Consider the following 23,645-nt stretch of genomic DNA (forward strand, 5'->3'; position numbering starts at 1 on the left):
TAACGCCAGAGGATCGGGGCCTCCGGACTGGTGACGCTCGTTTGTCACCGTCGTACGATGGCGTTCCGGCAACACCCCCCTCCCTCCCCGCTGGTCCTCCCCATGTCCCGTCCCACCGTCGCGACCAGCCTGTCGGCCAAGCTGCTGCTGCTCACTATCCTGTTCGTGCTGCTGGCGGAGGTGCTGATCTACGCCCCCTCCATCGCCCGCTTCCGCATGAGTTATCTGGAGGAGCGGCTGGCCGCCGCCCACATCGCAGCCCTGTCGGTGGAGGCCGCCCCCGACCTGATGGTGACCAAGGAGCTTCAGGCGAAGCTGCTGGCCTACACCGGGACCCACGTCATCGACCTGATCCAGCCGGGTGCGCGGGTCTACATGCTGTCCAGCCCGATGCCGCCGCGGGTCGATGCGGTGTACGACCTGCGCGGCACCGGCATGGGCATGCAGTTCGTCGATGCCGGCAACGCGCTGTGGCTCGCCCTGGAGGGCGCGTTGGAGGGCACTCTGGGGGGCGCTCTGGGGCCGCGGCACGACCGGGTGATCCGGGTGATCGACCGCTCGCCCAACGACCCGGCCCAGCGTGTCGAGGTGACGATGGACGAACGGCCGCTGATCGACGCCATGCTGGACTTTTCCCGCCGCATCCTGGCAGTGTCGGTCGCCATCTCGCTGATCGCGGCCATCCTGGTCTATGTCACGCTGCACGCCCTGCTGGTGCGGCCGATGCGGCGGCTGACCGCCGAAGTGGTCGCCTTCCGCCGCGATCCCGACGGCGCGCCGCCGCTGGTGCCCGGCAGGCGCGCCGACGAGATCGGCGTGGCGGAGCGCGAGCTTGCCGCCATGCAGGGCACGGTGCGCGCGGCGCTGCGCCAGCGCGAGCGACTCGCCACGCTCGGCACCGCGGTGGCGAAGATCAACCACGACCTGCGCGGCATCCTCTCCACCGCCTCCCTCCTGTCGGAGCGGATGACCGAAAGCGCCGATCCGGAAGTGCGACGGGTGACGCCGCGGCTGGTCGCCTCGCTCGACCGGGCGGTGGAACTGTGCAGCCAGACCCTGTCCTTCACCCGCGACGGCGTCCTGCCGCTCAGCCCCGCGCCCACCGACCTGCACCGGCTGGCCGAGGAGGCGGGGGCCGAGGTGCTCGCCACCGCCCGTCCCGACGGCGGCCGGGTGGAGGCGGAGTGGATCAACGACGTCCCCGCCGGCACCCTGGCCCAGGTCGATGCCGCCCAGCTCGGCCGCGCCCTGGTCAATCTCGGCCGCAACGCGGTGCAGGCAGGCGCCGACCGGGTGCGCCTGTCCGCCCACGCCGGGCGCGCGGGCACCCTGACCCTGACCGTCGCCGACAACGGCCCCGGCCTCGCCCCCCGCGCGCGGGAAAACCTGTTCCAGCCCTTCGCCGGATCGGCGCGGGCCGGCGGGATCGGCCTCGGCCTCGCCATCGCGCGCGAGGTGCTGCGCGCCCATGGCGGCGATCTGCGGCTGGTGGAGAGCGGCGCGGAAGGAACGGCCTTCGCCCTTGACATACCGCAATGCAACGCGGACACCGCTGCGGTAGCTGTTGCAGCGCACAAGTCGTTTGTGTCGCATTGATTCCGCGGGCTCCCTCCCGCAGAATTCCTTCAACAGCGAAGCGTTCGCGGGCAGCCCGGCGGGGCGGGAGGCGGGCGTTTCCACCCTGACAACGCCTTGTTCTGAAAGGACTCCGGGACGTGAAAGCCTTCTCCTTCTGGATCAACCCCATCCTCGCCGGCATCATGGCCTTCGTCGGCCTGCTCGCCTCCTCGCGCGCGGCGGACGAAGCCTTCGCGGCCGGCGGTCTGATCGTTTTCCTCGGCTGCGTGCTCTTCATCTTCGCGTCGATCGGCCGCTATTTCGACCGCATGGGCTCCGCCCACTGACCAAGCCGACAGGCGACTGGTAAACGCGAAGGCCGGGTGAAACACCCCGGGGGGCAGGCGCCCAACCAAGCGGGTGCCACATGGCTCTGAACATGGCATGGGACCCCAACGCCTTCGCGACGATTGACGTCCTGCGCCGTCGTCCCGTCATGGACCTGACGGCGGCGCTTCCCTTCTCCCTGACGCCGAACACCATCGTCGATCTCGGCTGCGGTGCCGGTCAGCTGTCACGGTTGCTGGCGATGCGCTGGCCGCTGGCCGACGTGCTGGCGGTCGACCAGTCCCCGTCGATGCTGCGCTGGGCCGCCGACACGCCGTCGCGCGTGCGCTACCAGCAGGCCGACCTGACGGTCTGGCGCCCGCACTGGCCGGCGGATCTCGTCATCTCCGCAGGTGGGCTGCAGCACGTCGCCGGGCATGAGCGGCTGTTCCCCGACCTGCTGCAGGCGCTCGGCCCCGGCGGCGTGCTCGCCGTCGCCCTGCCCCGCCCGCAGGACCAGACCGCCCACCGCCTGCTGCTGGACACGGCTGCCGACGGTCCCTGGTCCGACCGGCTGCACGGCGCCTGGCCCGCCGCCCCGCCAATCGGCGGCCGGAGCTACGGCCCGCAGGATTACTATGACTGGCTCAGCCCCCAGGCCGTCGCCGTCGATCTGTGGGAGACCGAGTATTTCCACGCGCTGGACGGCGACGTCCCGCTTCTGCAATGGCTGCACCAGTCGGCGCTGGTCCCGGTGATGGACCGCCTGACCGGCCCCGAACTCGACCGCTTCCTCGCCGCCTACCGCCGCCGGCTGGAGGTCGCCTATCCCGAGCATTCCAGCGGCAGCGCGCTGATCCCGACCAAATGGCTGTTCATGGTGGTGCGGGTGTGATGGACGCCCGCCCTTACCGGGTGCCCAGTTAAATCCGGTTGCTTCAAACCCCGTCGATGTAGCTCAGCAGCGGCTGCCAGTCGCCGCGATGCTCGGCGGCGCGCTTGCCCGGCATGTCGAACAGGCTGAGACCGCTTTCGGCCGCGTCGGCATAGATCTGGCTGTCGCGCAGCCGGGTCACCACCTGATGGCCGACGCCGCCCAGGAAGCGGTCCAGCCGGTCGGCGGCCTTGGTGCGGGCGCGCATGCGGTTGCCGACCACCGCCACCGTGGTCTTCTTCTTGGCGATCCGCTTCAGCTCGTCCAGCTTGGTGAGGAAGCGCTGTGTCGCCTGCTCGTCGAAGGCGCCGGGCAGCACCGGCAACACGACGATGTCAGCCATCTTCACCAGATCCTCGATCTGCTTGGTCTTCAGCGCGGCGGGTGCGTCGATGACCAGCCGCTTGGTTCCGCGCGGCGTGTCGGTGAAGTCCTTGGCCCAGTCCAGCCCGACCAGCGGCGGCGCCTTCTCCGGCCGGCGCTCCAGCCAGCCGAGCGAGGAGCGCTGACGGTCGACGTCGGCCAGCACGGTGGGCAGGCCCGCCGCGGCGGACGCGGCGGCGAGATGGGTGGCGACGGTCGTCTTGCCGCAGCCGCCCTTGATGTTGGCGACGAGGATTGTGAGCATGGCCGTGGACTCTACACCGCGGCGTCCGGCTTCGACCAGAAATGCTTGGTGTCGATGAAATCATGCCACAGGGCGACCAGCGCCGCCTCGGTGTCGGCCACCCCGCGGGCATGCCAGCCGATGACGATGCCGGCGGCGCGCGGCTCGCCGGGAGCCGAGCGGCTGCCGTCGTCGTGCAGCTCGTGCAGAAGCCGCGTCGCCGTCGCCACGTCGTTCAGATGCCCCAGCGCATCCTGCAGGGCGGCAAGCTGCTGGATGTAGCGGCGCACCGGCTTGTCGTCATACAGGCTGCGGAAGAACTCCACGGCATAGCGCAGCTTCTTCAAGGCGATGCGCAGCCGGTGGCGTTGGGCCACCGGCAGATGGGCGAAACCGTGGCCGGCCCGCTTGGCCTTCTTGTGGCGCTTGTTCAGCAGATGGTCGGCCAGCCCGATCACCGGCTGGAACAGCCGCACCGACTCCTCGCTGACCGGCTGGTCGCGCCAGCCGCGCTTCTCCACCCAGCTGCCGACGCCCAGCAGGAAGGCGGTGTAGCGCTCGGACCGGATCGCCTCGCGCACGCCCTCATAGGCGCGCAGCCGCTTGGCCTCGGCCGCCGCCGCCAGCGCGTCCAGGTCCTCGACCGCCGAGCGGCCATGGCCGTCGGCCTTGTGGAAGGCGTCGCGCACCGGCGCCAGCAGTTCCTCGCCGAACACGTCCCAGTCGCGCGCCGGCCCCAGGCTGCCGGCCAGCCATTTGATCTCGCCGACCAGCCAGAGATACTGCATGGCCGGGATGAAGGGCCGGAACAGCGCGGTGGCCGAGCGCAGCCGGCGCAGCGCGACGCGCATCTGGTGCACGCCCTCCGGATCCTCGCCGGCCAGCGTCACCGCCTCGTTCGCCACCATATGGGCGAGGCAGGCGCGGACGATCCGCGCCACCGCGCCCTCCACCGTGGTCTCCGGGTCCAGCACCAGCTTTTCCGCCTTCAGCGCCTTGTCGGCGGCGCCGTTGGCAAGCGCGTGGCCGCGTTCCGCCTTGGTCCGCATCTCCAGCCGCAGCGGGGCAGACTTGGTCAGTTCCTGCGCCAGTTCGTAGAGCGCGGCGGGCGTGCCGTTCTTCAGCTCCAGTTCGACCTCGCACAGGTCGCGCGACCGGCCGTCGGGCAGTTCGATCCGGCCGCGGTCGAAGGCGACCTCGATCAGCGCGGCATCGTCGCCGTCGCCCAGCGTCACGTCCTGGGTGGTGCGTTCGACGATGGAGGTGAAGACCGGCCGCAGTTCCTTGTCGCTGAGCGCCCCCAGCAGCTCGATGGCGGCGCCGTCGGCGATCAGCGTCAGGTCGGGTGCGGCGGAGGTCACCGCGCATTCCCACTCGCCACGCCCCAGCCCGTCTTCGTCCGGCGCTGACTTGACCGTCTGGACATAGCCGTCGCCGGTCTTGCGCACCCGCAGCGTCACCTTGCGCGCGGCGAGCCGGCGGTCCTCGGTGTCGTAGTAGGTGCTTTCCAGGGTCCGCGTCGCCGCCGGCCCAGCCGTCCGGTCTGCGATGGCGGGAGCGGCGCGAAGCTTGTCGAAATCTTCCGGCTTCGCCGTCAGCTTCAGTTCCGTCTCGCGGTTGATCTCGGCCTCAGCCATCGCCTGCGCTTCAACCCCCGTTTTGCGGCCCATTGGCCTACAGTTGGGTGTTTGCACAGCCTATGGACAGGGTCAAGTTACCGAAATGTTGCAGGATCCTGGGGTTGCAGCATCCACGGGCGGCGCATCTCCATCGCAACCGGCCGTACGGCCAAGGCTTTAGCCATGGTTGCAGGGTCATTATGCCCCATTTCACCCCACCCTTGGGGCGTTGCAAAGCGAGCAGCGCTGTGGTTGGGTTCCCGCAAACTGAAACGGCCGGCCCGACAGGAACCGGCCAAACTTGGGGAAGTGTGACGATGACCGATTTCAACACGATCGACGATCTTGAGGTGAGCGGCAAGACGGTGCTGGTCCGCGCCGACCTGAACGTTCCGATGCAGGACGGCAAGGTGTCCGACACCACCCGCATCGACCGCCTCGCCCCCACCCTGAAGGAGCTGTCCTCCAAGGGCGCCAAGGTCGTGGTCCTGTCGCATTTCGGTCGCCCGAAGAACGGCCCGGACGCCAAGAACTCCCTGCGCAACGTGCTGGACGCGCTCAGCGCCGCCGTCGGCCAGAAGGTGGCCTTCGCCGAGGATTGCGTCGGCGACAAGGCCAAGGAGGCCATCGCCAAGGTGCATGACGGCGCCATCGTCCTGCTGGAGAACACCCGCTTCCACGCCGAAGAGGAAAAGAACGATCCGGCCTTCGCCAAGCAGATGGCCGAGCTGGGCGACATCTACGTCAACGACGCCTTCTCCGCCGCCCACCGCGCCCATGCCTCGACGGAGGGTGTCGCCCGCCTGCTGCCGAACGCCGCCGGCCGCCTGATGGAAGCGGAGCTGAAGGCCCTGACGCTGGCGCTGGAGAAGCCGGAGCGCCCCGTGGCCGCCGTCGTCGGCGGTGCGAAGATCTCCACCAAGCTGGAGCTGCTCGGCAACATGGTCCGCAAGGTGGACCTGCTGGTGCTGGGCGGCGGCATGGCCAACACCTTCCTGTTCGCCCAGGGCACCGACGTCGGCGCCTCGCTGTGCGAGAAGGACATGGCCGACCAGGCCCGCGCCATCATGGCGACCGCCAAGGAAGCCAACTGCGAGATCCTGCTGCCGAAGGACTTCGTCGTCGCCAAGGAGTTCAAGGCCGGCGCCGCCAACCGCGTCGTCGCCTTCGATGCCATCGGCGCTGACGAGATGGCGCTGGACATCGGCCCGGCCACCGTCGAATTCCTGGGCGTGAAGCTGCAGGGCGCCAAGACCGTCGTGTGGAACGGCCCGCTCGGCGCCTTCGAGATCCAGCCCTTCGACGCCGGCACCAACGCGGTGGCCGGTCTGGTCGCCGCCCGCACCGAGGCCGGCGGCTTGCTGTCGGTCGCCGGCGGCGGCGACACCGTCGCAGCGATGGCCCATGCCGGAGTCGAGGACAAGTTCACCTACGTGTCCGCCGCCGGCGGCGCCTTCCTGGAATGGTTGGAAGGCAAGGAACTGCCGGGCGTTGCGGCGCTGAAGAAGTAAGCGGTTCCCGATTACGCGGGTTCGGGAAGGGGGCGCCATAGCGCCCCCTTTTTCGTTGATCCCGGAGCCGGAGGGCAAAAGCCTCTTTGACGGATTTCCCTGACCAGCCAACGGGTTGCTGGACTTTTTTCCTATTTCTTCCCAAAAACTTTCTGTGCGCGGTAATTGGAAGACGTCAAACCTAGCCGGAGACGTCATCCATGAAGACCGCTTTTGCCGCTTTCCTCGCCGCGCTGACCTTCGCCGCCACCGTCAACGCCGCGGAGCCGATCGGAGGCTCCTTCCTCTCCACGGTCGATACCGTGGCGACCAAGACCCTGATCGCCGGTTCGACCAACACCAATGGCCTCAATCTGCGGACCATCACCACCGGCTGCGCGATGAACCTGACGGTCAACGTGGTTCCCCCCGGCACCGGGGCGACCGCCCGACCGATCGTCGCCTGTTCGCCCAGCACCAGCACCATCACGGGTTCGGCGATGCTGCCCAATCCGCTCTATGTGCCGGCGGGCTGGTCGGTCACGCTCAACACCTCGGCCGGCTATCTCTACAGCCTCTACATGACCTACGACCTCGCCGGTCAGTGATCCGGCAGAAACGCTCGGCGGACGGGGGAGGTGCCACGGCACCTCTCCTTTCTCGCTTAGCACCAATTATGGCCGGAGCCATAAATTATAGTCCGAAAAATAATCGGCCATAATCCGCGACGCCGTCCCCACACGCGAATCGTTTCCCCTTGCATCCGCCCGCACAGATCGCCATAACAGCGGCGGGAGGCTGGCGTCGGACGAGTCCCTCGCCAACCCGGTCAGGTCCGGAAGGAAGCAGCCGCAACGAGTTACGGCTCGGGTCGTTCGTCCAGTCTCCCACCCTCATCACAAATTGCCAGCACGAAACAGACGGCGACAGCGCGGCGCCGGGACGCTATCCTGCGGCCCGCAATTCCCCTCCCGTCGTTTCGACAGGCCAGCCGCGTGACCGATACCACCGCCGACATCACCGCCGTCTCCGCCCCCGCCGCGGCTCCCGCCACCGGGCAGGCTTACCGGGTGCTGGCGCGCAAATACCGGCCGAAGACCTTCGACGAGCTGATCGGTCAGGACGCGCTGGTCCGCACCCTGACCAACGCCATCCAGTCCGGCCGCATCGCCCAGGCCTTCATGCTGACCGGCGTGCGCGGCGTCGGCAAGACCACCACTGCCCGCATCATCGCCCGCGCGCTGAACTGCACCGGCCCGGACGGCACCGGCGGGCCGACGGTCACCCCCTGCGGCGTCTGCGACAACTGCCGCGCCATCGCCGAGGACCGCCACGTCGACGTGATGGAGATGGACGCCGCCAGCCACACCGGCGTCGACGACATCCGCGAGATCATCGACGGCGTGCGCTACTCGCCGGTCTCGGCCCGCTACAAGCTCTACATCATCGACGAGGTCCACATGCTGTCGAAGAGCGCGTTCAACGCGCTCCTGAAGACGCTTGAGGAACCGCCGAGCCATGTGAAGTTCGTCTTCGCCACCACCGAGATCCGCAAGGTCCCGGTCACGGTGCTGTCGCGCTGCCAGCGATTCGACCTGCGCCGCGTCGACGCCCAGGTGTTGAAGGAGCATTTCACCCGCGTCACCGCCATGGAAGGCGCCGACATCGAGGGCGATGCCGCCGCCCTGATCGCGCGGGCCGCCGACGGGTCGGTGCGCGACGGGCTGTCGCTGCTCGATCAGGCCATCGCGCTGGCCGCCGGCACCGTCACCGCGCAGCAGGTGCGCGACATGCTGGGTCTGGCTGACCGCACCCGCGTCATCGACCTGTTCGAGGCCGCCGTCTCCGCCAAGCCGGCCGAGGCGATGGACATCCTGGCCGACCTGCACCGCGTCGGCGCCGATCCGGTGGTGATCCTGCAGGACCTGCTGGACCTCGTCCACAACCTGACCCGCCTGAAGGTGGTGCCGGACAGCGCCAACGACCCCTCCCTGCCGGAGGCGGAGCGCACGCGCGGTGCCACCCTGTCGACCAAGCTCGGCATGCCGGCGCTGACCCGCGCGTGGCAGCTGCTGCTGAAGGGGCTGAACGAGGTGCAGGCCGCCCCGGTGCCGCAGCAGGCGCTGGAGATGGTGATCGTCCGCCTGTCCTACGCCGCCGACCTGCCGACTCCGGGCGACCTGATCCGCCAGTTCCAGGCCCAGCAGGCCAATGGCGGCAGTGGAGGCGCGCCGATGGGCCGCGGCCCCGGCGGTGGCGGCGGTCCCGTCGCGGTCGCCAGCCAGTCCACGCACGCCGTCGCCCGCACCATGGGCTCCGCCCAACCGCAAAGCGCCCCGGTGGCGCAGGCGGCCCCCACCCCCGCCGCCACCCCGGCCCCCATTGCGGCCCCCATTGCGGCCGGTGAGGAGCTGTCGCCGATGCCGCCGGATTTCCGGACGCTGGTGCAGCTGTTCTCCGACCGGCGCGAGGGCGCGCTCTACGGCTATCTGATGGAGACGGTCCAGCTGGTCCGCATGGAGCCGGGCCGGCTTGAGCTGAAGCTCCGCCCAGGCGCCCCGCCGACATTGCCGGCCAAGGTCGGGCAGTTCCTGAGCGAATGGACCGGCCATCGCTGGATCGTCGCCCTGTCCGAAGGCCCGGCCCAGCCGACGCTGGCCGAGCAGGACCAAGCCGAAAAGCACCGCGCCTGGGCCGAGGCACAGGCCAACCCGGTGGTGCGCGCCGTGCTGGAGGCTTTCAGCGGCGCAAAGATCATCGACGTCCGCGACCTCGCCGAAGTTGCCGCGGCGGAGAGCGCGGCGGTTGCGGATGACGGCGAGACACCCGATTTCATGGTTCAGCAGCAGGACGATGGGGTCTATTACCCCCTCGACGACGAAGGAGAGTACTGACCGATGAAGAATATCGGCAACATGATGAAGCAGGCCCAGCAGATGCAGGCCAAGATGCAGGAAATGCAGGCGAGCCTGGAGCAGGTCGAAGTGACCGGCCAGAGCGCCGCCGGCATGGTCGTCGTGACCGTCAATGGCAAGAGCGAGATGAAGAAGGTCAAGCTCGACAAGTCCGTCGTCGATCCCGAGGACGTCGAGGTGCTGGAGGACCTGATCGTCGCCGCCTTCAACGACGCGAAGAAGAAGGTCGAGCACCACGTCGCCGAGGAAACCTCGAAGATGATGGGCGGCCTGAAGCTGCCGCCCGGCATGAAGCTGCCGTTCTGATCCCGAAATTATCCGTAAAAATCCCCTCTCCCCCCCGGGGAGAGGGTCAGGGTGAGGGGGATGCGTTCCTTGGATTTTCCAGGCGTTGCGCAGTCCCTCACCCGGCTGCTGGAGCAGCCACCCTCTCCCCGGGGGGGAGAGGGTCCGCCCCCTCACCCGGACGGCTATCGCCGCCCGACCTCTCCCCGGGGGGGAGAGGCGAGTACGCTTGATGATCGGACCTGAAATCGAACGCCTGATCCAGTTGCTGTCCAAGCTGCCGGGACTCGGTCCCCGGTCGGCGCGGCGGGCGGCGCTGCATCTGATGAAGCGGCGGGACAGCCTGCTGGTGCCCCTGTCGGAAGCGATGGCGGCGGCCGGCGAGTCGATCCGCGCCTGCTCCATCTGCGGCAACCTGGACAGCCGCGATCCCTGCACCGTCTGCTCCGACCCCACCCGCGATCGTTCGGTCATCTGCGTGGTGGAGGATGCCGGCGATCTGTGGGCGCTGGAACGCACCCGCGCCTTCCGCGGCACCTACCATGTTCTGGGCGGCCTCTTGTCGGCCCTGCAGGGCGTCGGCCCCGACGACCTCAACATCGCCGGCCTCGCCGAGCGCGCCAAGGACCCGGCGGTGCGCGAGATCATCCTGGCGCTGAACGCCACCGTCGACGGCCAAACCACCGCCCATGTGGTGACCGACCGCCTGACCGACTCCGACGTCTCGGTCTCCCGCCTCGCCCACGGCGTACCGGTGGGTGGCGAACTGGACTATCTCGACGACGGCACGCTGACCGCGGCGCTGAAGGCACGGCGGCCGTTGTAGCGTTGGCTTCGATACCCCCACCCTAACCCTCCCCCGCTGGGCGGGGGAGGGAACAAGTGCTGAAACGGGAGAGTGGCGGCAGTCCCTCCCCCGCCCAGCTCTCGCACAAAGCTTCGCTTTGTGCTGACGCGGCAGGCGGACCGTAGGTCCGCTGAGAGCGGGGGAGGCTAGGTGGGGGTCTAACGCCCCAAACACGTACACCCTCCCGAAAGCGTACGCCCCCGCACTTCACGCATCGCCAAACGCCGTACGCCGCACTTCACGAAGCCACCCCCGCCTCCCACGTACCCGCACTGGCACGTACACCCGCCCGCCGACGATGGTCCTTCGCAACCCACCTCCCCCGCGAAGGCACCCTCCCGATGCGCAAGCCCGTCAAACTCCCCGTCATCCTCCGCATCCTGCTGGGCTTTTCCCCCTGGCTGCTGTTCGGCGCCGTCCTGCCGCTCGCCGGACTGTTGCCGGCCTCTCTCGCCGCATTGACGGCCAGCCTCGCCCTCTGCGTCCTCGACAAGCTGCGCGGATCCTACAAGGCGCCGGAACTGGTCGCCGCCGCCTTCTTCGCCGCCCTGCCGTTCTGCGCGCCGCTCGGCTGGGACTGGCCGGTGCGCAATCTCGGCTTCGCCGTCCATCTGGCGCTGTCCGCCATGGCCTTCGGCAGCATCGCCATCGGCAGCCCCTTCACCCTCCAGTATGCCCGCGACGACTGGCCGCGCGAGTATTGGCACCTGCCTCAGTTCGTCGCCGTCAACCGGCTGATGACCGCGGTCTGGGGCGTGCTGTTCCTGGTCGGCGGCCTCGGCTTCGCCGCCCTGCCCGGCTGGGAGGCGCCGGTCTCCATCGGCGCCAGCGCGCTGGGCATGGTCGCAAACCGGCTGCTGCCGAACTGGCTGGTCACCATGGGCATGCGCCGCCGGCTCAGCGAAGCCGACCCGCACCCCTGGCCCGCACCGGCGATCCTGAACCGCAAGCGCACCGCGCCGAACGACCGCGACGTGGTGGTGGTCGGCTCCGGCATCGGCGGACTGACGGCGGCGGCGCTGCTGGCGCGGGCCGGGGCGCGGGTCACGGTTCTGGAGGCGCATGACCGCCCCGGCGGCTTCTGCACCAGTTGGACGGTCAAGGCGCCCAACCGCGGCGAAGCGGGTGCCGAGCCCTTCCGCTACGTCTTCGATGCCGGCGTCCACGACATCAGCGGCGCCCAGCCCGGCGGCCCGGTCGACCATCTGCTGCGCACGCTCGGCGTCCGGGACCAAGTGGAGTGGCAACCGGTCAGCCGCGGCGTGGTGATGAACGGCAGGTTGCTCCAACTGGCCGATGACGCCGATGGACTGGCAACCCAGATCGCCGCCGACCACCCGCCCAGCGCCGGCGGCGCCGCCGCCTTCCTGGCGGAGATGCGGGCGATCTATGACGAGATGTTTCGCGGCTGCGCCGACCGCGGCCTGCCCAACATCCCCGATTCGGTGGCCGCGATGCGCCGCTACGTCACCGACTGCCCGCATGCTTTCCGCTGGATGGGCCGGCCCTTCAAGGAAATGCTGGACCATTACATCCCCGACCCGGCCGGCCAGCGCCTGCTGACCGTGCTGACCGGCTATCTCAGCGACCGGGCCGAGTTGCTCACCGCCGGCCAGATGGCGCCGATCTTCGGTTATTGGTTCTCCGGCGGCCGATATCCCGCTGGTGGCTCCCAAGCATTGGCCGACGCGCTCGCCCAGTCGATCCGTGCCGACGGCGGCGAGGTCCAGCTGCGCACCCCCGTCACCCGCATCCTGGTCGAGAACGGCCGCGCCGCCGGGGTGGAAACTGCCGATGGCCGCGTCATCCGCGCCCCCGCCGTGATCTCCAACGCCGACGTCCGGCGGACCATGCTGGAACTGGTGGGGGCGGAGCATCTGCCGGCCGCCCACGCCGCCCGTTGCGCGGCGCTGCGTCCCTCGACCTCCGCCTTCATGGTCACGCTGGGGCTGGACATCGTCCCCGACCTGCCGGCGATGACCTTCCTGCCGCCTGACGAGGCCGGCTTCGGCATGGCGATCGCCGTACCTTCCATCCACGACCGCAGCCTCGCCCCCGCCGGCCATGCCGCGGTAACCCTGCTGCGGCTGGCCCCGGCCGATGCCGGTTGGAACCGCGCCGATCCCGCCTACAAGGCGCGCAAGCGGGCGGAGGGCGACGCGATGGTCGCCGCCGCCGCCCGCCTGATCCCCGATCTTGAACGCCACATCACCACCCGGCAGGAGGCCAGCGCCGCCACCTTCGCCCGTTACGCCCACACCAGCGCCGGTAGCATCTACGGCATCGCCCCCGACCAGCAACGGCTGACCCGCCGCAGCCCGATCCCCGGCCTGTGCCTGACCGGCGCCGGAATCTTCCCCGGTCCCGGCGTCGAGGCCTGCGTCATCTCCGGCCGCCTGGCGGCGGAGGCCCTGCTGGGCATAGAGAGCCTGACGCCGGAGGCGCTGCGCGACACCGCCGGGCACGCCGTCCACGCCCACGCCCTGCCGGTGGCGCAGATGGGCTGAGTCCTAACCCGGAAACCCCGCCAGCGCCCTGACCTCGGCCGGGCTGCGGCCCTCGTCGCGGAGCGAGCGCAACGACTGGGCGCGGTCGCGCTTGGCCAGCCGCTCGCCCGCCGCGTTCCGCAGCAGGCCGTGATGGTGATAGTCCGGCGGATCGTAGCCCAGCAGCGCTTGCAGCAGCCGGTGCAGGTGGGTGGCGAAGAACAGATCCTCGCCACGGGTGACCAGCGTCACCCCCTGCAGATGGTCGTCGACAGTGACGCTGAGATGATAGCTGGTCGGCGTGTCCTTGCGCGCCAGCACCACGTCGCCCAGCAGTTCCGGCGTCGCATCCTGCCAACCCTTTGCCCGGTCGTGCCAGCGCAACGGCCCGACCAGCCGTCGCGCGGCCTCCACGTCGAGTCGCAGCGCCCAACCGTCGCCACGGCCGATCCGCTCGGCGCGCTCATCGGCCGAGCGATGCCGGCAGGTGCCGGGATAGAGCGGCCCGTCCGGACCATGAGGCGCCGCACCGGCCCGCGCGATCTCGGCGGCGATGTCCTTGCGGGTGCAGAAGCAGGGATAGAGCACGCCCAGCGACTCGAGCCGGGCCAGCGCAGCGCGGAAATCGTCGAAATGGTCGGACTGGCGCCGGATCGGACCGTCCCAGTCGAGACCGAGCCACGCCAGATCCTCGATCAGGTCGCGCTCGTACTCCGGGCGGCAGCGGTTGGGGTCGATGTCCTCGATCCGCAACAGGAAACGGGCGGCGGCGCTGCGGGCGGCGGTCCAGCCGAACAGCGCGGAATGGGCATGGCCCAGATGCAGGTGCCCGGTGGGGCTGGGGGCGAAGCGGGTGACGAGATCGCTCATCCCCGCTTTATAGCGGATCGCGCGCCGGACAGGGCGCGGGATGTGATGGACCGCCCGGACTTAGATGTAGGGGCCCATCAAATATAAGGATTGTCGCGGATTGGCTCGACCGGGATCTCTTCGCCTTCCAGATACAGCGCCAGACGGCGGCGCAGTTCGCGGTCGAACGCGTCGATGCGGATCTGGCGCTCACGCTCCTCGCGTTCACGGCGCTTCTGGGCGAGGTCGATGATGACGGCGGTCATGGCGGACTTTCCTCGGGGTCGCTTCCGGCCGGCTCGGACCGGCGGGAACTGCTTGGATCAACGAGGTCCACCATGGCGCGATCATGGTTAACGAGGGGTAAGCGGACAAGGGAGGTGGCCGGACTTTCTGTCGATGTCGTTGTCGATGTCACAGCCCCCGCGCGAAGGTCCGGATGGCGGTTTGCCGCCTTTCCGGGCAAGTCCACAGCGCAAAAAAGGTTACACATCGGTGAAGAAATTCGGCCGCACCGGGTCAAGATGTTGAGTCCGGCCCCCTGATCCACTATGTATCTGGTTGTCCCGGATCGCCATCCGGCCGCCGGGGCGGAGCAGAGACGACCCCGCGCACAAGCCGCACCAGTGTCGCGTGCCGGGATCCAGACACGTCAGACAACGGTTTCAGATAAGGGAGTGGCCATTGGCTCCACCACCCGATCACTGTCCGGCTCTGGTGCTGAACGCGGATTTCCGCCCGCTCAGTTACTTCCCCTTGTCGCTATGGTCCTGGCAGGAAGCGGTCAAGGCGGTCTTTCTCGAACGGGTCAACATCGTATCGCACTATGACCGGGTCGTCCGATCCCCAAGTTTCGAAGTCCGGTTGCCCAGCGTCATCTCGCTGAAAGAGTTCATCCCGGCTACGCGCCGCCCGGCCTTCACCCGCTTCAACGTCTTCCTGCGCGACCGCTTCACCTGCCAGTATTGCGGCCGCCCCTTCCCCACCCACGACCTGACCTTCGACCATGTGATTCCGCGCTCCCGCGGCGGTCGGACGACGTGGGAAAACGTCATCACATCCTGTTCGGCCTGCAATCTGGCGAAGGGCGACCGCCTTCCCCACGTCTGCGGCATGATCCCCCTCAGTCCGCCTTTCCAGCCCAGTGCGTATGAGCTGCAAGAGAACGGACGCGCCTTCCCGCCAAACTTCCTCCATGAAAGTTGGCGGGATTTTCTTTATTGGGACTCGGAATTGGACCCGATGTAGTACGGCGCGGATGGGGGGACGCCGTCGCCCCCTGCGCCCGCCTGCTACACCCGCCCGCTACACCCTTTCGGCCACCCAGATCACCGCCCGCGTGCCGGCCTTGATCGCCGCCGACAGGATCGGATAGCCCGCCGCGCGCTCCGCCTCGTTCTGCAGCCCGATGTCGCGGTGCTCGACCTCCTCCGCCTGGAATTTGCGGATGCTGTCGGTCAGCTCCTGCTCCTCCGGGCCGAGATGCTTCAGCTGCGCCTCGTAATGCTCCTCGATCACCTCTTCCACGGCGACGGTGCAGGCCATCGCGGCGCGCTCGCCCAGGATCGCGGTGCCGGCGCCCAGCAGGAAGCCGGTGACGTGCCACAGCGGCTGCAGCAGGGTCGGCCGCACCCGGCGCCGGTTCAGCTGCTTTTCGAAATATTCCAGATGGACCAGTTCCTGCTCCGCCATGTGGCGCAGGGTCTTGCCGTGGCGCCCCTTGCCCATGACGGCGATCTGGCCCTCATAGATGCGCTTGGCGCCGTACTCGCCGGCATGGTCGACGCGGACGATGCGGGCCAGCCGCTCGCGCCGCGGCAGATCGCCGGGCATCGAACCGGGCAGGGATCCGGGCAGCGAGCAGGAACGGGAAACAGCGGAGGCAGACGTCGTTTCACTCACAATGCGGTCCTCGACACCGGGGTGCGGGTGTAGGCGATGCGTGCCGCGACGAAGGCGTAGGCCGCCAGCGCCAGCGAGATCACCACGTTGTAGCCCGCCATTGAGATCCCGAACAGCGACCACGCCACTTCGTCACAGCGGGTGACCGGGGCGGCCATCACCTGGGCGCGCAACGCCTCCAGCGAATTGGCCGGCGCCGACCCGCCGCAGGACGAGGTGCCGGCCCACCAATGCTGCTCCACCCCGACATGATAGGCGGCGATGCCGGCGCCGGCCAGCAGGGCCAGCCCGCTCGCCACCAGCAGCGCGTCGCCCAGCCCCTTCCAGCGGCGGAACAGCCAGGTCACCAGCCCCAGCACCATCACCGCCACATAGGGCCAGCGCTGCATGATGCACAAAACGCAGGGTTGGTAATCCAGCACGAACTGGAAGAACAGGGCCGACAGCAGCACCCCGGCGCTGGCCAGCGCCAACAGCAGGGCGGCCACGCGGGGATCGTCGAAGACGCGGGTCATGAAGGGCTTGGTCGTCATGGCCGACAAGGTAGCGCGTACCGGGCCGTTGGGCCAGCCGTCCGCGATGCCCGCGTCGCCCCTGCGACGGCATGGCAGGGGCACGGCCGCTGCGGGGAATAAGCGGCACCGCGGCGGCGTCCCCACGCCTTGCGATGTCCCGACGGAGTTGCCCGGACGCCCCGTTCTTTTGCCCTTTCCGTTTCCGGACGGTTGCGTTAGAAGAGGCGTCGCTGCGGGCGTGGTGAAATTGGTAGACGCGCCGGACTCAAAATCCGGTTCCGCAAGGAGTGTCGGTTCGAGTCCGACCGCCCGCACCACCCGATCCCCTCACCTGGGATCGCGTATTCAGGTCAACCGACTCCGGATCAGCCGGCCGCCTTTTCGGCGAACTGGTCGAACGCCTCGACCGCCTGGGCGGCATACATCACCGACGGCCCCGCGCCCATATAGACCGCCATCCCCATCGTCTCCATCACTTCGTCTCGGCTCGCCCCCTGCTTCATCGCCGCTTCGGCATGGAATGCAACACAGCCGTCGCAGCGGATCGCCACCGCGATGGCCAGCGCGATCAGTTCCTTGGTCTTGGTGTCGAGCGCATTCGCCTTCAACGCCGCCTGGGCCATTCCGGAAAAGGCCTTCATGACGTCGGGCGCACCGCCGCGCAGTTCGCGGATGGCGCCGGACAGCTCACCGGTCATCTGCGGCCAGTTCTTATGCATGGTCGTCTCCTGTTCCCGAATGGCGTCCGCCGGACCATCTGTGCCCGGGCGGCACCGCCATTCCTTGACCAATAAATTAGGATATACTAATTTATTGGTCAAGGGCCGTCCAAGGCCGCCCCCTCCGCCCTTGCAAGGACCACGAACCATGTCGCTGTGCTCGCTTTTCCGCCGCCTGATTCCCGCCGCTCCCTCTGACGGACAGAGCGGCGCCGGCCGCATCCAGCAGATCGATGCGGCGACCGCGATCCAATGGCACTCCAAGGGCGAGGCGGTGATCGTCGACGTCCGCGAACCGCACGAGCATGCGGCCGGCCATATCCCCGGCGCGATCCTGAACCCGCTGTCGCGGTTCGACCCGTCGCGCGTGCCCACCGACTCGGGCAAGCATCTGGTCTTCCACTGCCAGGGCGGCATGCGCTGCGGCCCGGCTTCCGAACGCATGATGGCCGCCGGCCACACCGGCACCATCAACCGCCTGCGCGGCGGCTTCGCCGCCTGGGCCAATGCCGGCGGAAAGGTGGAACGCTGATCGGGAGGCGGGCCGGTCGAAGCTGCTGGCCTGCGCGCAGCCGGGGACGTATGAGTCCCTGCGCCGCAGGCAACAAGCAGAGACCGCCCCATGAAGCCCGCCGCCCCTTCCTCGATCATGGTCGATGAAGCCGCCCCGCAGACTTTCACCCTGACGGTGATGTTCGACGGCCAGCGCTTCGATTGCGGCAGCTACATCAGCCGTACAGCCGCGATGCAGGCCGGCCGCCTGTTCCTCCAGCGCAAGGAGGGCGAGGCGGCCAATGGCCGGACCAAACGGAAGCCGGGCAAGAAATGACGCCCGACAGGACGCCGAACGACGACCGCCCGCGCATGGCCGCCAATCTCGGCGCCGCCATCGCCATCATGATCGCCCTCGTGCTGGGCTATTGGCTGATGGATGCCCTGATGCGGCAGTCGAAAACCGAAGACTGCCTGCTGGCCCACCGCCGGACCTGCGGCCCGGTCGAGACACGGTGAGCGATCCCCGGTACGGGAGTCGCACGGGTGGGACGCGAGTGGGTCCCGGAGCGTTCCGACCTTCCGGGCCATCCCGCTACAAGCGGATAAATCTGTTTATTTTCAAGATGGTGCGGGCGGCGGGACTCGAACCCGCATACCTTGCGGCGAGGGATTTTAAGTCCCTTGCGTCTACCGGTTTCGCCACGCCCGCGCCCCGGACTCTGCCACCGCAATCCAGCCCGGGCGACCGGATCCGTATGGCAAAGCTCATGTCCACGGAGCGGTCCCACGCTGCCCGCGCAGATTGCATACTTCCATATGCAACGCACCGTTCCGTGGTCATGACTTAGACAATCGCGGGGCTGCGGGTCAAGAGGCCTTCGCAATACCGCAGGCATTCCCATATCGAAGGAAGCGCAACTGGGAGACAGGCCCGGGACAGGGCCGGCATAGGGAGGGAGGCGGCGTGAACGAGACGCAATGGATGTCGCTGGTGGCGCTGCTGATGGTCGCGGTCCTGGTGGTGCCGGCCGCCCTTCGCCGGAACCGCGGAGTCGTGCTGCGCAATGCCGCGCTGTGGCTGGCGCTGATCGTCGCGCTGGTCTGGGCTTACGACCGTTTCGGGCCATTCGGCAACTGACGCCGGGCGTTCGGCAGCGGATTAAGGACGGGTATCCTCGTTCATCGTCATGATGCCGATTCCCATCGACACGCTGCCGAAGGTCAGCATCAGGCCGGCATAGAGCATCACCGTGGCGGTGATGCCGTAGTCGCTGTTGCCGATCAGCGTCGCCAGCTTGGCGACGTCGAACCACAAGAGCCCGGACGCCAGAACCACGGCGCCGACAATGCCGGCGAACAGGTGGCGGAGAAGAAACAGCAGCGCTGCTTTCTCGAAGCTCTTCATGGCGGGACTCCCGCGGCAAAGCTGATTTGGATGACAGCCAGTTAATGTAGGACCGAATCGGTCTGCGACAATCGACCCGCCGACATACCGGCGGTCATAGCCCGACTACCCTTTCGTACCAACCGTGACGGTCGGCGTGCCGCCCAGGCGGCGGACGATCTCCGCCAACTCGTCGGTTGCCGCGGTCACCTCCGCCTCGTCGGTGCCGCGCAGGACCAGGCTGACGCCGAAGAAGCCGGCGCGGAAGTAAGGATAGCTGCCGATCTCCAAGGCCGGATGACGGTCCTGCAGAGCCGACAGTTCGGCGGCGATCACCCCCTCCGCCAATTCGCAGGCCACCGTGCGGGCATGCAGGGCCGGCCCGCCGGCCAGACGCGGCAGGGTGCCGTCCAGCATCGCCCGCATGATGTTGGGCACCCCGGCCATGACGAAGACGTTGCCGATCTGGAAACCCGGCGCCTGGCTGATCGGGTTGTCGATCAGGATGCCGCCGGCCGGGACGTTGGCCATGCGCAGCCGCGCTTCGTTCAGTTGGCCGGCGGCGTAATGGCGCTCCAACCGGGCGACCGCCTCCGGATTGCGCTCCAACGCCACGCCGAAGGCCTTGGCGACGCAGGCGGCGGTGATGTCGTCGTGGGTCGGGCCGATGCCGCCGGTGGTGAAGACATAGGTGTAGCGGGCGCGCAGCGCATTGACCGCGGCGACGACCTCCTCCTCCACGTCCGGCACCACGCGGGCCTCGCGCAGCCGCACGCCGATCTCCGTCAGCTTCTCAGCGATGTGGCCGAGATTTGCGTCCTTGGTGCGGCCCGACAGGATCTCGTTGCCGATCACCAGGACGGCGGCAGTGGGATTTGCAGCGGTCGGGTTGGCGGTGCTTTCGGACGTCATGGCGGCGGGGGTCTCCGTGGAACGCTCTTGTCGAGCGGGAAGGCCAAGGGTAGCGTCGCGGCCAAGATGCGCTTTCCCACCCCCCTTCTTCAAGGCCGCCTGATCCGCCGCTACAAGCGGTTTCTCGCCGACGTCCTGTTGGACGGGGTGGAGGTGACGGCGCATGTCCCCAATTCCGGCAGCATGATCGGGCTGGACCTTCCCGGCTCCGCCGTCTGGCTGTCGCGCTCCGACAACCCGAAACGCAAGCTGGCCTACACTCTGGAACTGGTGGAGGCCGCCGCTCCCTGGGGCGAGGGGCTGGTCGGCGTCAACACCGGCCATCCCAACGCGCTGGTCGCCGCCGCGATATCCGCCGGCACCATCCCCGAACTGGCCGGTTACGACCGGCTGCGGCGCGAGGTGAAATACGGCCGCAACAGCCGAATCGACGTGCTGCTGGAGGACGACCCGGCCAAGCCCGGCGCCCGGCCTGCCGCCTATGTCGAAGTGAAGAACGTCCACCTCCGCCGCCCCGACGGCCCCCATGGTGACGCCGCCGAATTCCCCGACTGCGTCACCGCCCGCGGCGCCAAGCATCTGGAGGAGATGGCGGCGATGGTGGCCCAGGGCTGCCGCGCGGTCATGCTCTACCTTGTCCAGCGCAGCGATTGTTCCCATTTCCGCACGGCGGCCGATCTCGATCCGACGTATCATGATGGTCTGCGCCGCGCATTGGATTCGGGGGTGGAGGCGCTGTGTTGGTCTTGCGCGATCACGCCCGAATCGATTGAATTGGACCGGCCGCTGCCGATCCGGCTTTAGCGCCGCGGCGGGCTCGAACATCCGGCATTTGGTTACCTGGCATAGGGGCTTTCGTCTTGGAACAGGATCACGTCGAATCCAACCGCGTCCGCCTTCATGGTCCGGAGGGATTCGAAGGCATGCGCAAGGCCGGCCGTCTGGCCGCGCTGGCACTGGACTACATCGTCCCCTATGTGCAGCCGGGCGTCACCACCGGCGAGCTGGACCGCCTGCTGGAACAGTTCATCCGCGACCATCGCGGTATCCCCGCCCCGCTGGGCTATCGCGGTTTTCCGCGCGCCAATTGCATCTCGGTCAACCATGTCGTCTGCCACGGCATCCCCGGCGACAAGCGTCTGGTCGACGGCGACATCCTGAACATCGACGTCACCCCGATCGTCGACGGCTGGTACGGCGACAGCAGCCGCATGTATCTGTGCGGCGACGTCGGCGTGAAGGCGCGCAAGCTGGTGGACGTCACCTATGACGCGCTGATGATCGGCATCGCCGCGGTGAAGCCGGGCGCCACGCTGGGCGACATCGGCCACGCCATCCAGACCTTCGCCGAGTCCCACCGTTTCTCGGTGGTGCGCGATTTCTGCGGCCACGGCGTCGGCCGCGTCTTCCACGAGCCGCCGTCGGTCCTGCATTACGGCAAGCCGGGCGAGGGCCTGGTGCTGAAGGAAGGCATGATCTTCACCATCGAGCCGATGATCAACACCGGCCGCCCCGACGTGAAGATCCTGGGCGACGGCTGGACCGCCGTGACCAAGGACAAGTCGCTGTCCGCCCAGTTCGAGCATTCCATCGGCGTGACCGCCGACGGCGCGGAAATCTTCACCCTGTCGCCGGCGGGGTACACGAAGCCGCCTTACGGGGTGGAGTGAGGCTGAGGGGTAGTGTGAGGTGAGTGGCGGGCGCCGTGTCGGGGGATGCGGCGCCCGGTTCGCAATTTAGCTACCCCCAGAACAAAAAGTTCACATTGATACTGCTTTGAAAATTTATATCGCAAGAACTCAAAACATCAGGAATTTATAGGATATATGAAAGAATGTCAGAAAATTCATCAGCAATCGCCATTGGTTTTTCGTTACAAAAGTCTTCTTTCAACTTCATTTCTCTTTCTATATCTTCAACCGACCAATGAGATACCTTCACTAGTTTTTCATACAAGCCGCGATCAAAAGAAGTCCCATATTTTGCCCAGACAGAGAAAACTCCAGCAGAGTTAGCCATGGCCACATCCTTTATTATACTATCTCCTATGTACACTGCCCTGGAGGGTTCAATGCCCTGAGATCTGCATATTTCTATAAGAACATCAGGGCTAGGCTTTCTTTGCCGATGTAACAATTCTTTTATTCTATGGTTTAGAACGCTATAGTAACGATTATTCGGAGGAGTTTTATAGGGCCTCGAAAATTCAGTTCTTTGAAGGCAGTATACATTGTCAAAGTATTTTTCGATGTTGAGCCGTGTGAGACGGTCAATTACCGAATGGAACCTGCTTTCCGTGTGCGCAGCAATTTTTATCCCTTTTTCCTTTATACATGCAAGCGTACGATCTACTCCCTCATAAAGGCAGAGATTTTTCTTCCTAGATCTATTAAAAGCGTAAAACGCAGAGTTTAGTTCAAGTGCGATCGCTTCGTCACTAAGCCCCGCATATCGATTTTTTATTACATTAGTCTCAATTAGAGAAAAAGGATGCTCAACATCTTTATGCTTTTGGTGCACCTTCTGCATGTCAGCGACAAGCTCATTTTCCGGAATTCCAGATACTTTTGACGCTTCTTCAATCATAGCATAGAGTGATGGAACAAAATAAGACACCCAGTCGTAGAGTGTATTATCTAGGTCGCATACAAGAAGCTGCATTGAAGAAGTTCCGTTATCTTGCTGGTGATTCTCAGATACGTTATTATAGGGACACACCCTCTCTTTTTTCCCGCAACAACCTCATGATCCGCTCTTCTCCGTAGACTGCTGTCCATTTTTTGAATCAGTCTGCGTGTTCTGAACCGCTCCAGAAGGTGCCGATTTAACGTTCAGGAAGGTTCCGGTAAGGCATACCCCAAGTATCAGCGTTGCAAAGAATGCTATAGAATAAAATCTTCTGATTTTATCAGCCGCATTTACCCTTTTACTTCCAATATAATGACTGCCATCCCCACACTTCAGCAATGACGCATCAGAGTGCCGACTAAAATGCGATATCGCGCCGGTTAACCCTTTTTCAGTCTTTAGAACATCTTTGCTCAAGTGCATTGTCTCTATTTCTTCACCAAACGCAACCGCACCGCGTAGCATCTTGTGATAAACTTCCAAGTCCAGCTGCTTGATTGCCAGAATGGAAATCGATGAAATCATTACGATAATACCAGAAATATGGGTACTAACAATAAGACCAAAAATCGAAAAAGTGACCGTCGCATCCTCACGCCTATACAACAAAACCACAGCCAAACCAAGAGCAGCAATAACAAGCGAGATGCCAAGCTGGCGCGATTTCCCAGACATATCGTTGAAATGCATCTGTGTATCTATTGTTTTTTCCCAAATTTCCTTACGTATTTTAATTAACTCTATTTCTCTTTCTTGAGAAAGGCTCAGCTCATGCGCCTTCTTTTCCCATGCCAGCTTTTCCAAGTTATGTTCAGAGAATGGTAGCCCGTCAGCGCCCACAGGATGATCGCCGTCTGACACTTACTTTCCCCTCATCTGTATTAATTCACGCTATCTAACGACACACTCCAGCACAGAATAGCTTAGCTTGACACAGAAGCACCATGCTGAAGTAAACGCGAAGGGCTCGGCAATTGCTTGCCGAGCCCTTGAAAAAACTGGTGCCGCAACAGGGATTTGAACCCCGGACCTACTGATTACGAATCAGTTGCTCTACCCCTGAGCTACTGCGGCGTCGTTGTGGCGCGGAACATAGCGAGGTGCTTCGCGGGATGCAAGCGGTGAATTTCGGAAAAATCGACCGCCCGCTCTCAAGCCTGCCATGCACCCGAAC

27 protein-coding genes, 3 tRNA genes and 1 other RNA gene are annotated in these 23,645 nt (G+C 66.2%); 18 read left to right on the top strand and 13 right to left on the bottom strand.

The genetic code is table 11. The features are described from left to right. Positions 1–102: 102 nt before the first annotated feature. The 3 genes from PWS46_RS11305 to PWS46_RS11315 all read left to right on the top strand — a co-directional run bounded on the left by PWS46_RS11305 (position 103) and on the right by PWS46_RS11315 (position 2,779). Positions 103–1,596: a sensor histidine kinase gene (locus tag PWS46_RS11305; RefSeq protein ID WP_434615073.1), complete on the top strand. Its 1,494-nt coding sequence runs from the start codon at positions 103–105 to the stop codon at positions 1,594–1,596. A 119-nt stretch (positions 1,597–1,715) separates the two neighbouring features. Next, positions 1,716–1,904, top strand: a complete 189-nt coding sequence (locus tag PWS46_RS11310) for a hypothetical protein (protein ID WP_085090296.1) — start codon at positions 1,716–1,718, stop codon at positions 1,902–1,904. Between the two features lie 80 nt (positions 1,905–1,984). Further along, complete coding sequence (locus tag PWS46_RS11315) at positions 1,985–2,779, top strand: methyltransferase domain-containing protein (protein ID WP_434615077.1); 795 nt, start codon at positions 1,985–1,987, stop codon at positions 2,777–2,779. A gap of 43 nt (positions 2,780–2,822) precedes the next feature. On the opposite strand, the gene PWS46_RS11320 is transcribed toward PWS46_RS11315, so the two are convergent. Together PWS46_RS11320 and PWS46_RS11325 are read right to left on the bottom strand one after the other, a co-directional pair. After that, entirely contained in the window at positions 2,823–3,446 is a 624-nt protein-coding gene (locus PWS46_RS11320; RefSeq protein ID WP_085090297.1) for a ParA family protein, read from the bottom strand. Between the two features lie 11 nt (positions 3,447–3,457). Next, positions 3,458–5,062, bottom strand: a complete 1,605-nt coding sequence (locus PWS46_RS11325) for a CHAD domain-containing protein (RefSeq protein WP_434615080.1) — start codon at positions 5,060–5,062, stop codon at positions 3,458–3,460. Between the two features lie 299 nt (positions 5,063–5,361). Between PWS46_RS11325 and PWS46_RS11330 the strand changes: the two genes are divergently transcribed. From PWS46_RS11330 to PWS46_RS11360, 7 genes are all read left to right on the top strand, one after another. Continuing rightward, the gene (locus PWS46_RS11330) at positions 5,362–6,555 is read left to right on the top strand and encodes a phosphoglycerate kinase (RefSeq protein ID WP_434615083.1); all 1,194 of its coding nucleotides are present in this window, start codon (positions 5,362–5,364) and stop codon (positions 6,553–6,555) included. A 200-nt stretch (positions 6,556–6,755) separates the two neighbouring features. Beyond that, on the top strand, positions 6,756–7,142 hold the full coding sequence (locus tag PWS46_RS11335) for a hypothetical protein (protein ID WP_434615086.1): 387 nt from the start codon (positions 6,756–6,758) through the stop codon (positions 7,140–7,142). 185 nt (positions 7,143–7,327) lie between these two features. Then, positions 7,328–7,425, top strand: an RNA gene (gene ffs / locus PWS46_RS11340) — signal recognition particle sRNA small type. 104 nt (positions 7,426–7,529) lie between these two features. Continuing rightward, positions 7,530–9,428, top strand: coding sequence for a DNA polymerase III subunit gamma/tau (locus tag PWS46_RS11345; protein WP_434615089.1), 1,899 nt, complete (start codon positions 7,530–7,532; stop codon positions 9,426–9,428). A gap of 3 nt (positions 9,429–9,431) precedes the next feature. Beyond that, positions 9,432–9,755: a YbaB/EbfC family nucleoid-associated protein gene (locus tag PWS46_RS11350; RefSeq protein ID WP_434615092.1), complete on the top strand. Its 324-nt coding sequence runs from the start codon at positions 9,432–9,434 to the stop codon at positions 9,753–9,755. A gap of 211 nt (positions 9,756–9,966) precedes the next feature. After that, positions 9,967–10,560 (top strand): recombination mediator RecR, encoded by a 594-nt coding sequence (recR, locus tag PWS46_RS11355; protein ID WP_085090302.1) that lies wholly within the window; start codon positions 9,967–9,969, stop codon positions 10,558–10,560. Positions 10,561–10,922: 362 nt separating this feature from the next. Then, the gene (locus PWS46_RS11360; RefSeq protein ID WP_434615095.1) at positions 10,923–13,088 is read left to right on the top strand and encodes an FAD-dependent oxidoreductase; all 2,166 of its coding nucleotides are present in this window, start codon (positions 10,923–10,925) and stop codon (positions 13,086–13,088) included. A 3-nt stretch (positions 13,089–13,091) separates the two neighbouring features. Here PWS46_RS11360 and gluQRS read toward each other — a convergent pair whose 3' ends face one another. Beyond that, a complete protein-coding gene (gluQRS, locus tag PWS46_RS11365; protein ID WP_434615098.1) occupies positions 13,092–13,937 on the bottom strand; it encodes a tRNA glutamyl-Q(34) synthetase GluQRS in 846 nt (281 codons plus the stop codon). A 77-nt stretch (positions 13,938–14,014) separates the two neighbouring features. Next, the gene (locus tag PWS46_RS11370; RefSeq protein WP_014248815.1) at positions 14,015–14,182 is read right to left on the bottom strand and encodes a hypothetical protein; all 168 of its coding nucleotides are present in this window, start codon (positions 14,180–14,182) and stop codon (positions 14,015–14,017) included. A 418-nt stretch (positions 14,183–14,600) separates the two neighbouring features. Here PWS46_RS11370 and PWS46_RS11375 point away from each other — a divergent pair, with 418 nt between their 5' ends. Then, complete coding sequence (locus tag PWS46_RS11375) at positions 14,601–15,164, top strand: HNH endonuclease (protein ID WP_042688610.1); 564 nt, start codon at positions 14,601–14,603, stop codon at positions 15,162–15,164. A 57-nt stretch (positions 15,165–15,221) separates the two neighbouring features. Here the strand turns inward: PWS46_RS11375 and PWS46_RS11380 are convergent, their stop codons facing one another. Further along, a complete protein-coding gene (locus tag PWS46_RS11380) occupies positions 15,222–15,818 on the bottom strand; it encodes a demethoxyubiquinone hydroxylase family protein (protein ID WP_434615103.1) in 597 nt (198 codons plus the stop codon). Continuing rightward, positions 15,815–16,351, bottom strand: coding sequence for a disulfide bond formation protein B (locus tag PWS46_RS11385; RefSeq protein WP_434619977.1), 537 nt, complete (start codon positions 16,349–16,351; stop codon positions 15,815–15,817). The genes PWS46_RS11380 and PWS46_RS11385 overlap by 4 nt, the downstream gene beginning before the upstream one ends. Positions 16,352–16,565: 214 nt before the next feature. Here PWS46_RS11385 and PWS46_RS11390 point away from each other — a divergent pair. Further along, positions 16,566–16,650 (top strand) — tRNA-Leu (locus PWS46_RS11390). 48 nt (positions 16,651–16,698) lie between these two features. On the opposite strand, the gene PWS46_RS11395 is transcribed toward PWS46_RS11390, so the two are convergent. Further along, positions 16,699–17,052 carry a carboxymuconolactone decarboxylase family protein gene (locus PWS46_RS11395; RefSeq protein WP_149268137.1) on the bottom strand — a complete coding sequence of 118 codons (354 nt, stop codon included), beginning with the start codon at positions 17,050–17,052 and terminating at the stop codon, positions 16,699–16,701. A gap of 148 nt (positions 17,053–17,200) precedes the next feature. Between PWS46_RS11395 and PWS46_RS11400 the strand changes: the two genes are divergently transcribed. From PWS46_RS11400 to PWS46_RS11410, 3 genes are all read left to right on the top strand, one after another. Next, positions 17,201–17,584, top strand: coding sequence for a rhodanese-like domain-containing protein (locus PWS46_RS11400; RefSeq protein WP_434615106.1), 384 nt, complete (start codon positions 17,201–17,203; stop codon positions 17,582–17,584). 90 nt (positions 17,585–17,674) lie between these two features. Beyond that, complete coding sequence (locus PWS46_RS11405) at positions 17,675–17,881, top strand: hypothetical protein (RefSeq protein WP_434615109.1); 207 nt, start codon at positions 17,675–17,677, stop codon at positions 17,879–17,881. Then, complete coding sequence (locus PWS46_RS11410; protein ID WP_434615112.1) at positions 17,878–18,063, top strand: hypothetical protein; 186 nt, start codon at positions 17,878–17,880, stop codon at positions 18,061–18,063. The genes PWS46_RS11405 and PWS46_RS11410 overlap by 4 nt, the downstream gene beginning before the upstream one ends. Before the next feature lie 108 nt (positions 18,064–18,171). On the opposite strand, the gene PWS46_RS11415 is transcribed toward PWS46_RS11410, so the two are convergent. Beyond that, positions 18,172–18,256 (bottom strand) — tRNA-Leu (locus tag PWS46_RS11415). A 255-nt stretch (positions 18,257–18,511) separates the two neighbouring features. Here PWS46_RS11415 and PWS46_RS11420 point away from each other — a divergent pair. After that, positions 18,512–18,685, top strand: coding sequence for a hypothetical protein (locus PWS46_RS11420; protein ID WP_434615115.1), 174 nt, complete (start codon positions 18,512–18,514; stop codon positions 18,683–18,685). 21 nt (positions 18,686–18,706) lie between these two features. Here PWS46_RS11420 and PWS46_RS11425 read toward each other — a convergent pair whose 3' ends face one another. Both PWS46_RS11425 and PWS46_RS11430 read right to left on the bottom strand, forming a co-directional pair. Further along, positions 18,707–18,952: a hypothetical protein gene (locus tag PWS46_RS11425; RefSeq protein WP_085090313.1), complete on the bottom strand. Its 246-nt coding sequence runs from the start codon at positions 18,950–18,952 to the stop codon at positions 18,707–18,709. Positions 18,953–19,057: 105 nt separating this feature from the next. Further along, entirely contained in the window at positions 19,058–19,843 is a 786-nt protein-coding gene (locus tag PWS46_RS11430) for a competence/damage-inducible protein A (protein WP_434615118.1), read from the bottom strand. Between the two features lie 66 nt (positions 19,844–19,909). Here PWS46_RS11430 and sfsA point away from each other — a divergent pair, with 66 nt between their 5' ends. Both sfsA and map read left to right on the top strand, forming a co-directional pair. Beyond that, positions 19,910–20,647, top strand: a complete 738-nt coding sequence (gene sfsA / locus PWS46_RS11435) for a DNA/RNA nuclease SfsA (RefSeq protein WP_434619980.1) — start codon at positions 19,910–19,912, stop codon at positions 20,645–20,647. A gap of 56 nt (positions 20,648–20,703) precedes the next feature. Next, positions 20,704–21,513, top strand: a complete 810-nt coding sequence (gene map / locus PWS46_RS11440) for a type I methionyl aminopeptidase (RefSeq protein WP_434615121.1) — start codon at positions 20,704–20,706, stop codon at positions 21,511–21,513. A gap of 145 nt (positions 21,514–21,658) precedes the next feature. On the opposite strand, the gene PWS46_RS11445 is transcribed toward map, so the two are convergent. The 3 genes from PWS46_RS11445 to PWS46_RS11455 form a co-directional block, all read right to left on the bottom strand. Continuing rightward, entirely contained in the window at positions 21,659–22,504 is an 846-nt protein-coding gene (locus PWS46_RS11445; RefSeq protein ID WP_434615124.1) for an HAD hydrolase-like protein, read from the bottom strand. Between the two features lie 81 nt (positions 22,505–22,585). Further along, the gene (locus PWS46_RS11450; protein ID WP_434615127.1) at positions 22,586–23,332 is read right to left on the bottom strand and encodes a hypothetical protein; all 747 of its coding nucleotides are present in this window, start codon (positions 23,330–23,332) and stop codon (positions 22,586–22,588) included. A gap of 138 nt (positions 23,333–23,470) precedes the next feature. Further along, positions 23,471–23,545 (bottom strand) — tRNA-Thr (locus tag PWS46_RS11455). Between the last annotated feature and the right edge of the window lie 100 nt (positions 23,546–23,645).

Origin of the sequence: Azospirillum sp. B2RO_4 (genome assembly GCF_051124815.1) — a bacterium.
GTDB lineage: Bacteria > Pseudomonadota > Alphaproteobacteria > Azospirillales > Azospirillaceae > Azospirillum.

Excerpts from the sequence above, each read along its gene's own strand:
- PWS46_RS11305 (WP_434615073.1), top strand. The coding sequence starts at position 103 with ATGTCCCGTCCCACCGTCGCGACCAGCCTGTCGGCCAAGCTGCTGCTG.
- PWS46_RS11315 (WP_434615077.1), top strand. The coding sequence starts at position 1,985 with ATGGCTCTGAACATGGCATGGGACCCCAACGCCTTCGCGACGATTGAC.
- PWS46_RS11320 (WP_085090297.1), bottom strand. The coding sequence starts at position 3,446 with ATGCTCACAATCCTCGTCGCCAACATCAAGGGCGGCTGCGGCAAGACG.
- PWS46_RS11325 (WP_434615080.1), bottom strand. The coding sequence starts at position 5,062 with ATGGCTGAGGCCGAGATCAACCGCGAGACGGAACTGAAGCTGACGGCG.
- PWS46_RS11330 (WP_434615083.1), top strand. The coding sequence starts at position 5,362 with ATGACCGATTTCAACACGATCGACGATCTTGAGGTGAGCGGCAAGACG.
- PWS46_RS11335 (WP_434615086.1), top strand. The coding sequence starts at position 6,756 with ATGAAGACCGCTTTTGCCGCTTTCCTCGCCGCGCTGACCTTCGCCGCC.
- PWS46_RS11350 (WP_434615092.1), top strand. The coding sequence starts at position 9,432 with ATGAAGAATATCGGCAACATGATGAAGCAGGCCCAGCAGATGCAGGCC.
- recR (WP_085090302.1), top strand. The coding sequence starts at position 9,967 with ATGATCGGACCTGAAATCGAACGCCTGATCCAGTTGCTGTCCAAGCTG.
- PWS46_RS11360 (WP_434615095.1), top strand. The coding sequence starts at position 10,923 with ATGCGCAAGCCCGTCAAACTCCCCGTCATCCTCCGCATCCTGCTGGGC.
- gluQRS (WP_434615098.1), bottom strand. The coding sequence starts at position 13,937 with ATGAGCGATCTCGTCACCCGCTTCGCCCCCAGCCCCACCGGGCACCTG.
- PWS46_RS11370 (WP_014248815.1), bottom strand. The coding sequence starts at position 14,182 with ATGACCGCCGTCATCATCGACCTCGCCCAGAAGCGCCGTGAACGCGAG.
- PWS46_RS11385 (WP_434619977.1), bottom strand. The coding sequence starts at position 16,351 with ATGACGACCAAGCCCTTCATGACCCGCGTCTTCGACGATCCCCGCGTG.
- PWS46_RS11395 (WP_149268137.1), bottom strand. The coding sequence starts at position 17,052 with ATGCATAAGAACTGGCCGCAGATGACCGGTGAGCTGTCCGGCGCCATC.
- PWS46_RS11400 (WP_434615106.1), top strand. The coding sequence starts at position 17,201 with ATGTCGCTGTGCTCGCTTTTCCGCCGCCTGATTCCCGCCGCTCCCTCT.
- PWS46_RS11405 (WP_434615109.1), top strand. The coding sequence starts at position 17,675 with ATGAAGCCCGCCGCCCCTTCCTCGATCATGGTCGATGAAGCCGCCCCG.
- PWS46_RS11410 (WP_434615112.1), top strand. The coding sequence starts at position 17,878 with ATGACGCCCGACAGGACGCCGAACGACGACCGCCCGCGCATGGCCGCC.
- PWS46_RS11425 (WP_085090313.1), bottom strand. The coding sequence starts at position 18,952 with ATGAAGAGCTTCGAGAAAGCAGCGCTGCTGTTTCTTCTCCGCCACCTG.
- PWS46_RS11430 (WP_434615118.1), bottom strand. The coding sequence starts at position 19,843 with ATGACGTCCGAAAGCACCGCCAACCCGACCGCTGCAAATCCCACTGCC.
- sfsA (WP_434619980.1), top strand. The coding sequence starts at position 19,910 with ATGCGCTTTCCCACCCCCCTTCTTCAAGGCCGCCTGATCCGCCGCTAC.
- PWS46_RS11445 (WP_434615124.1), bottom strand. The coding sequence starts at position 22,504 with ATGCAGCTTCTTGTATGCGACCTAGATAATACACTCTACGACTGGGTG.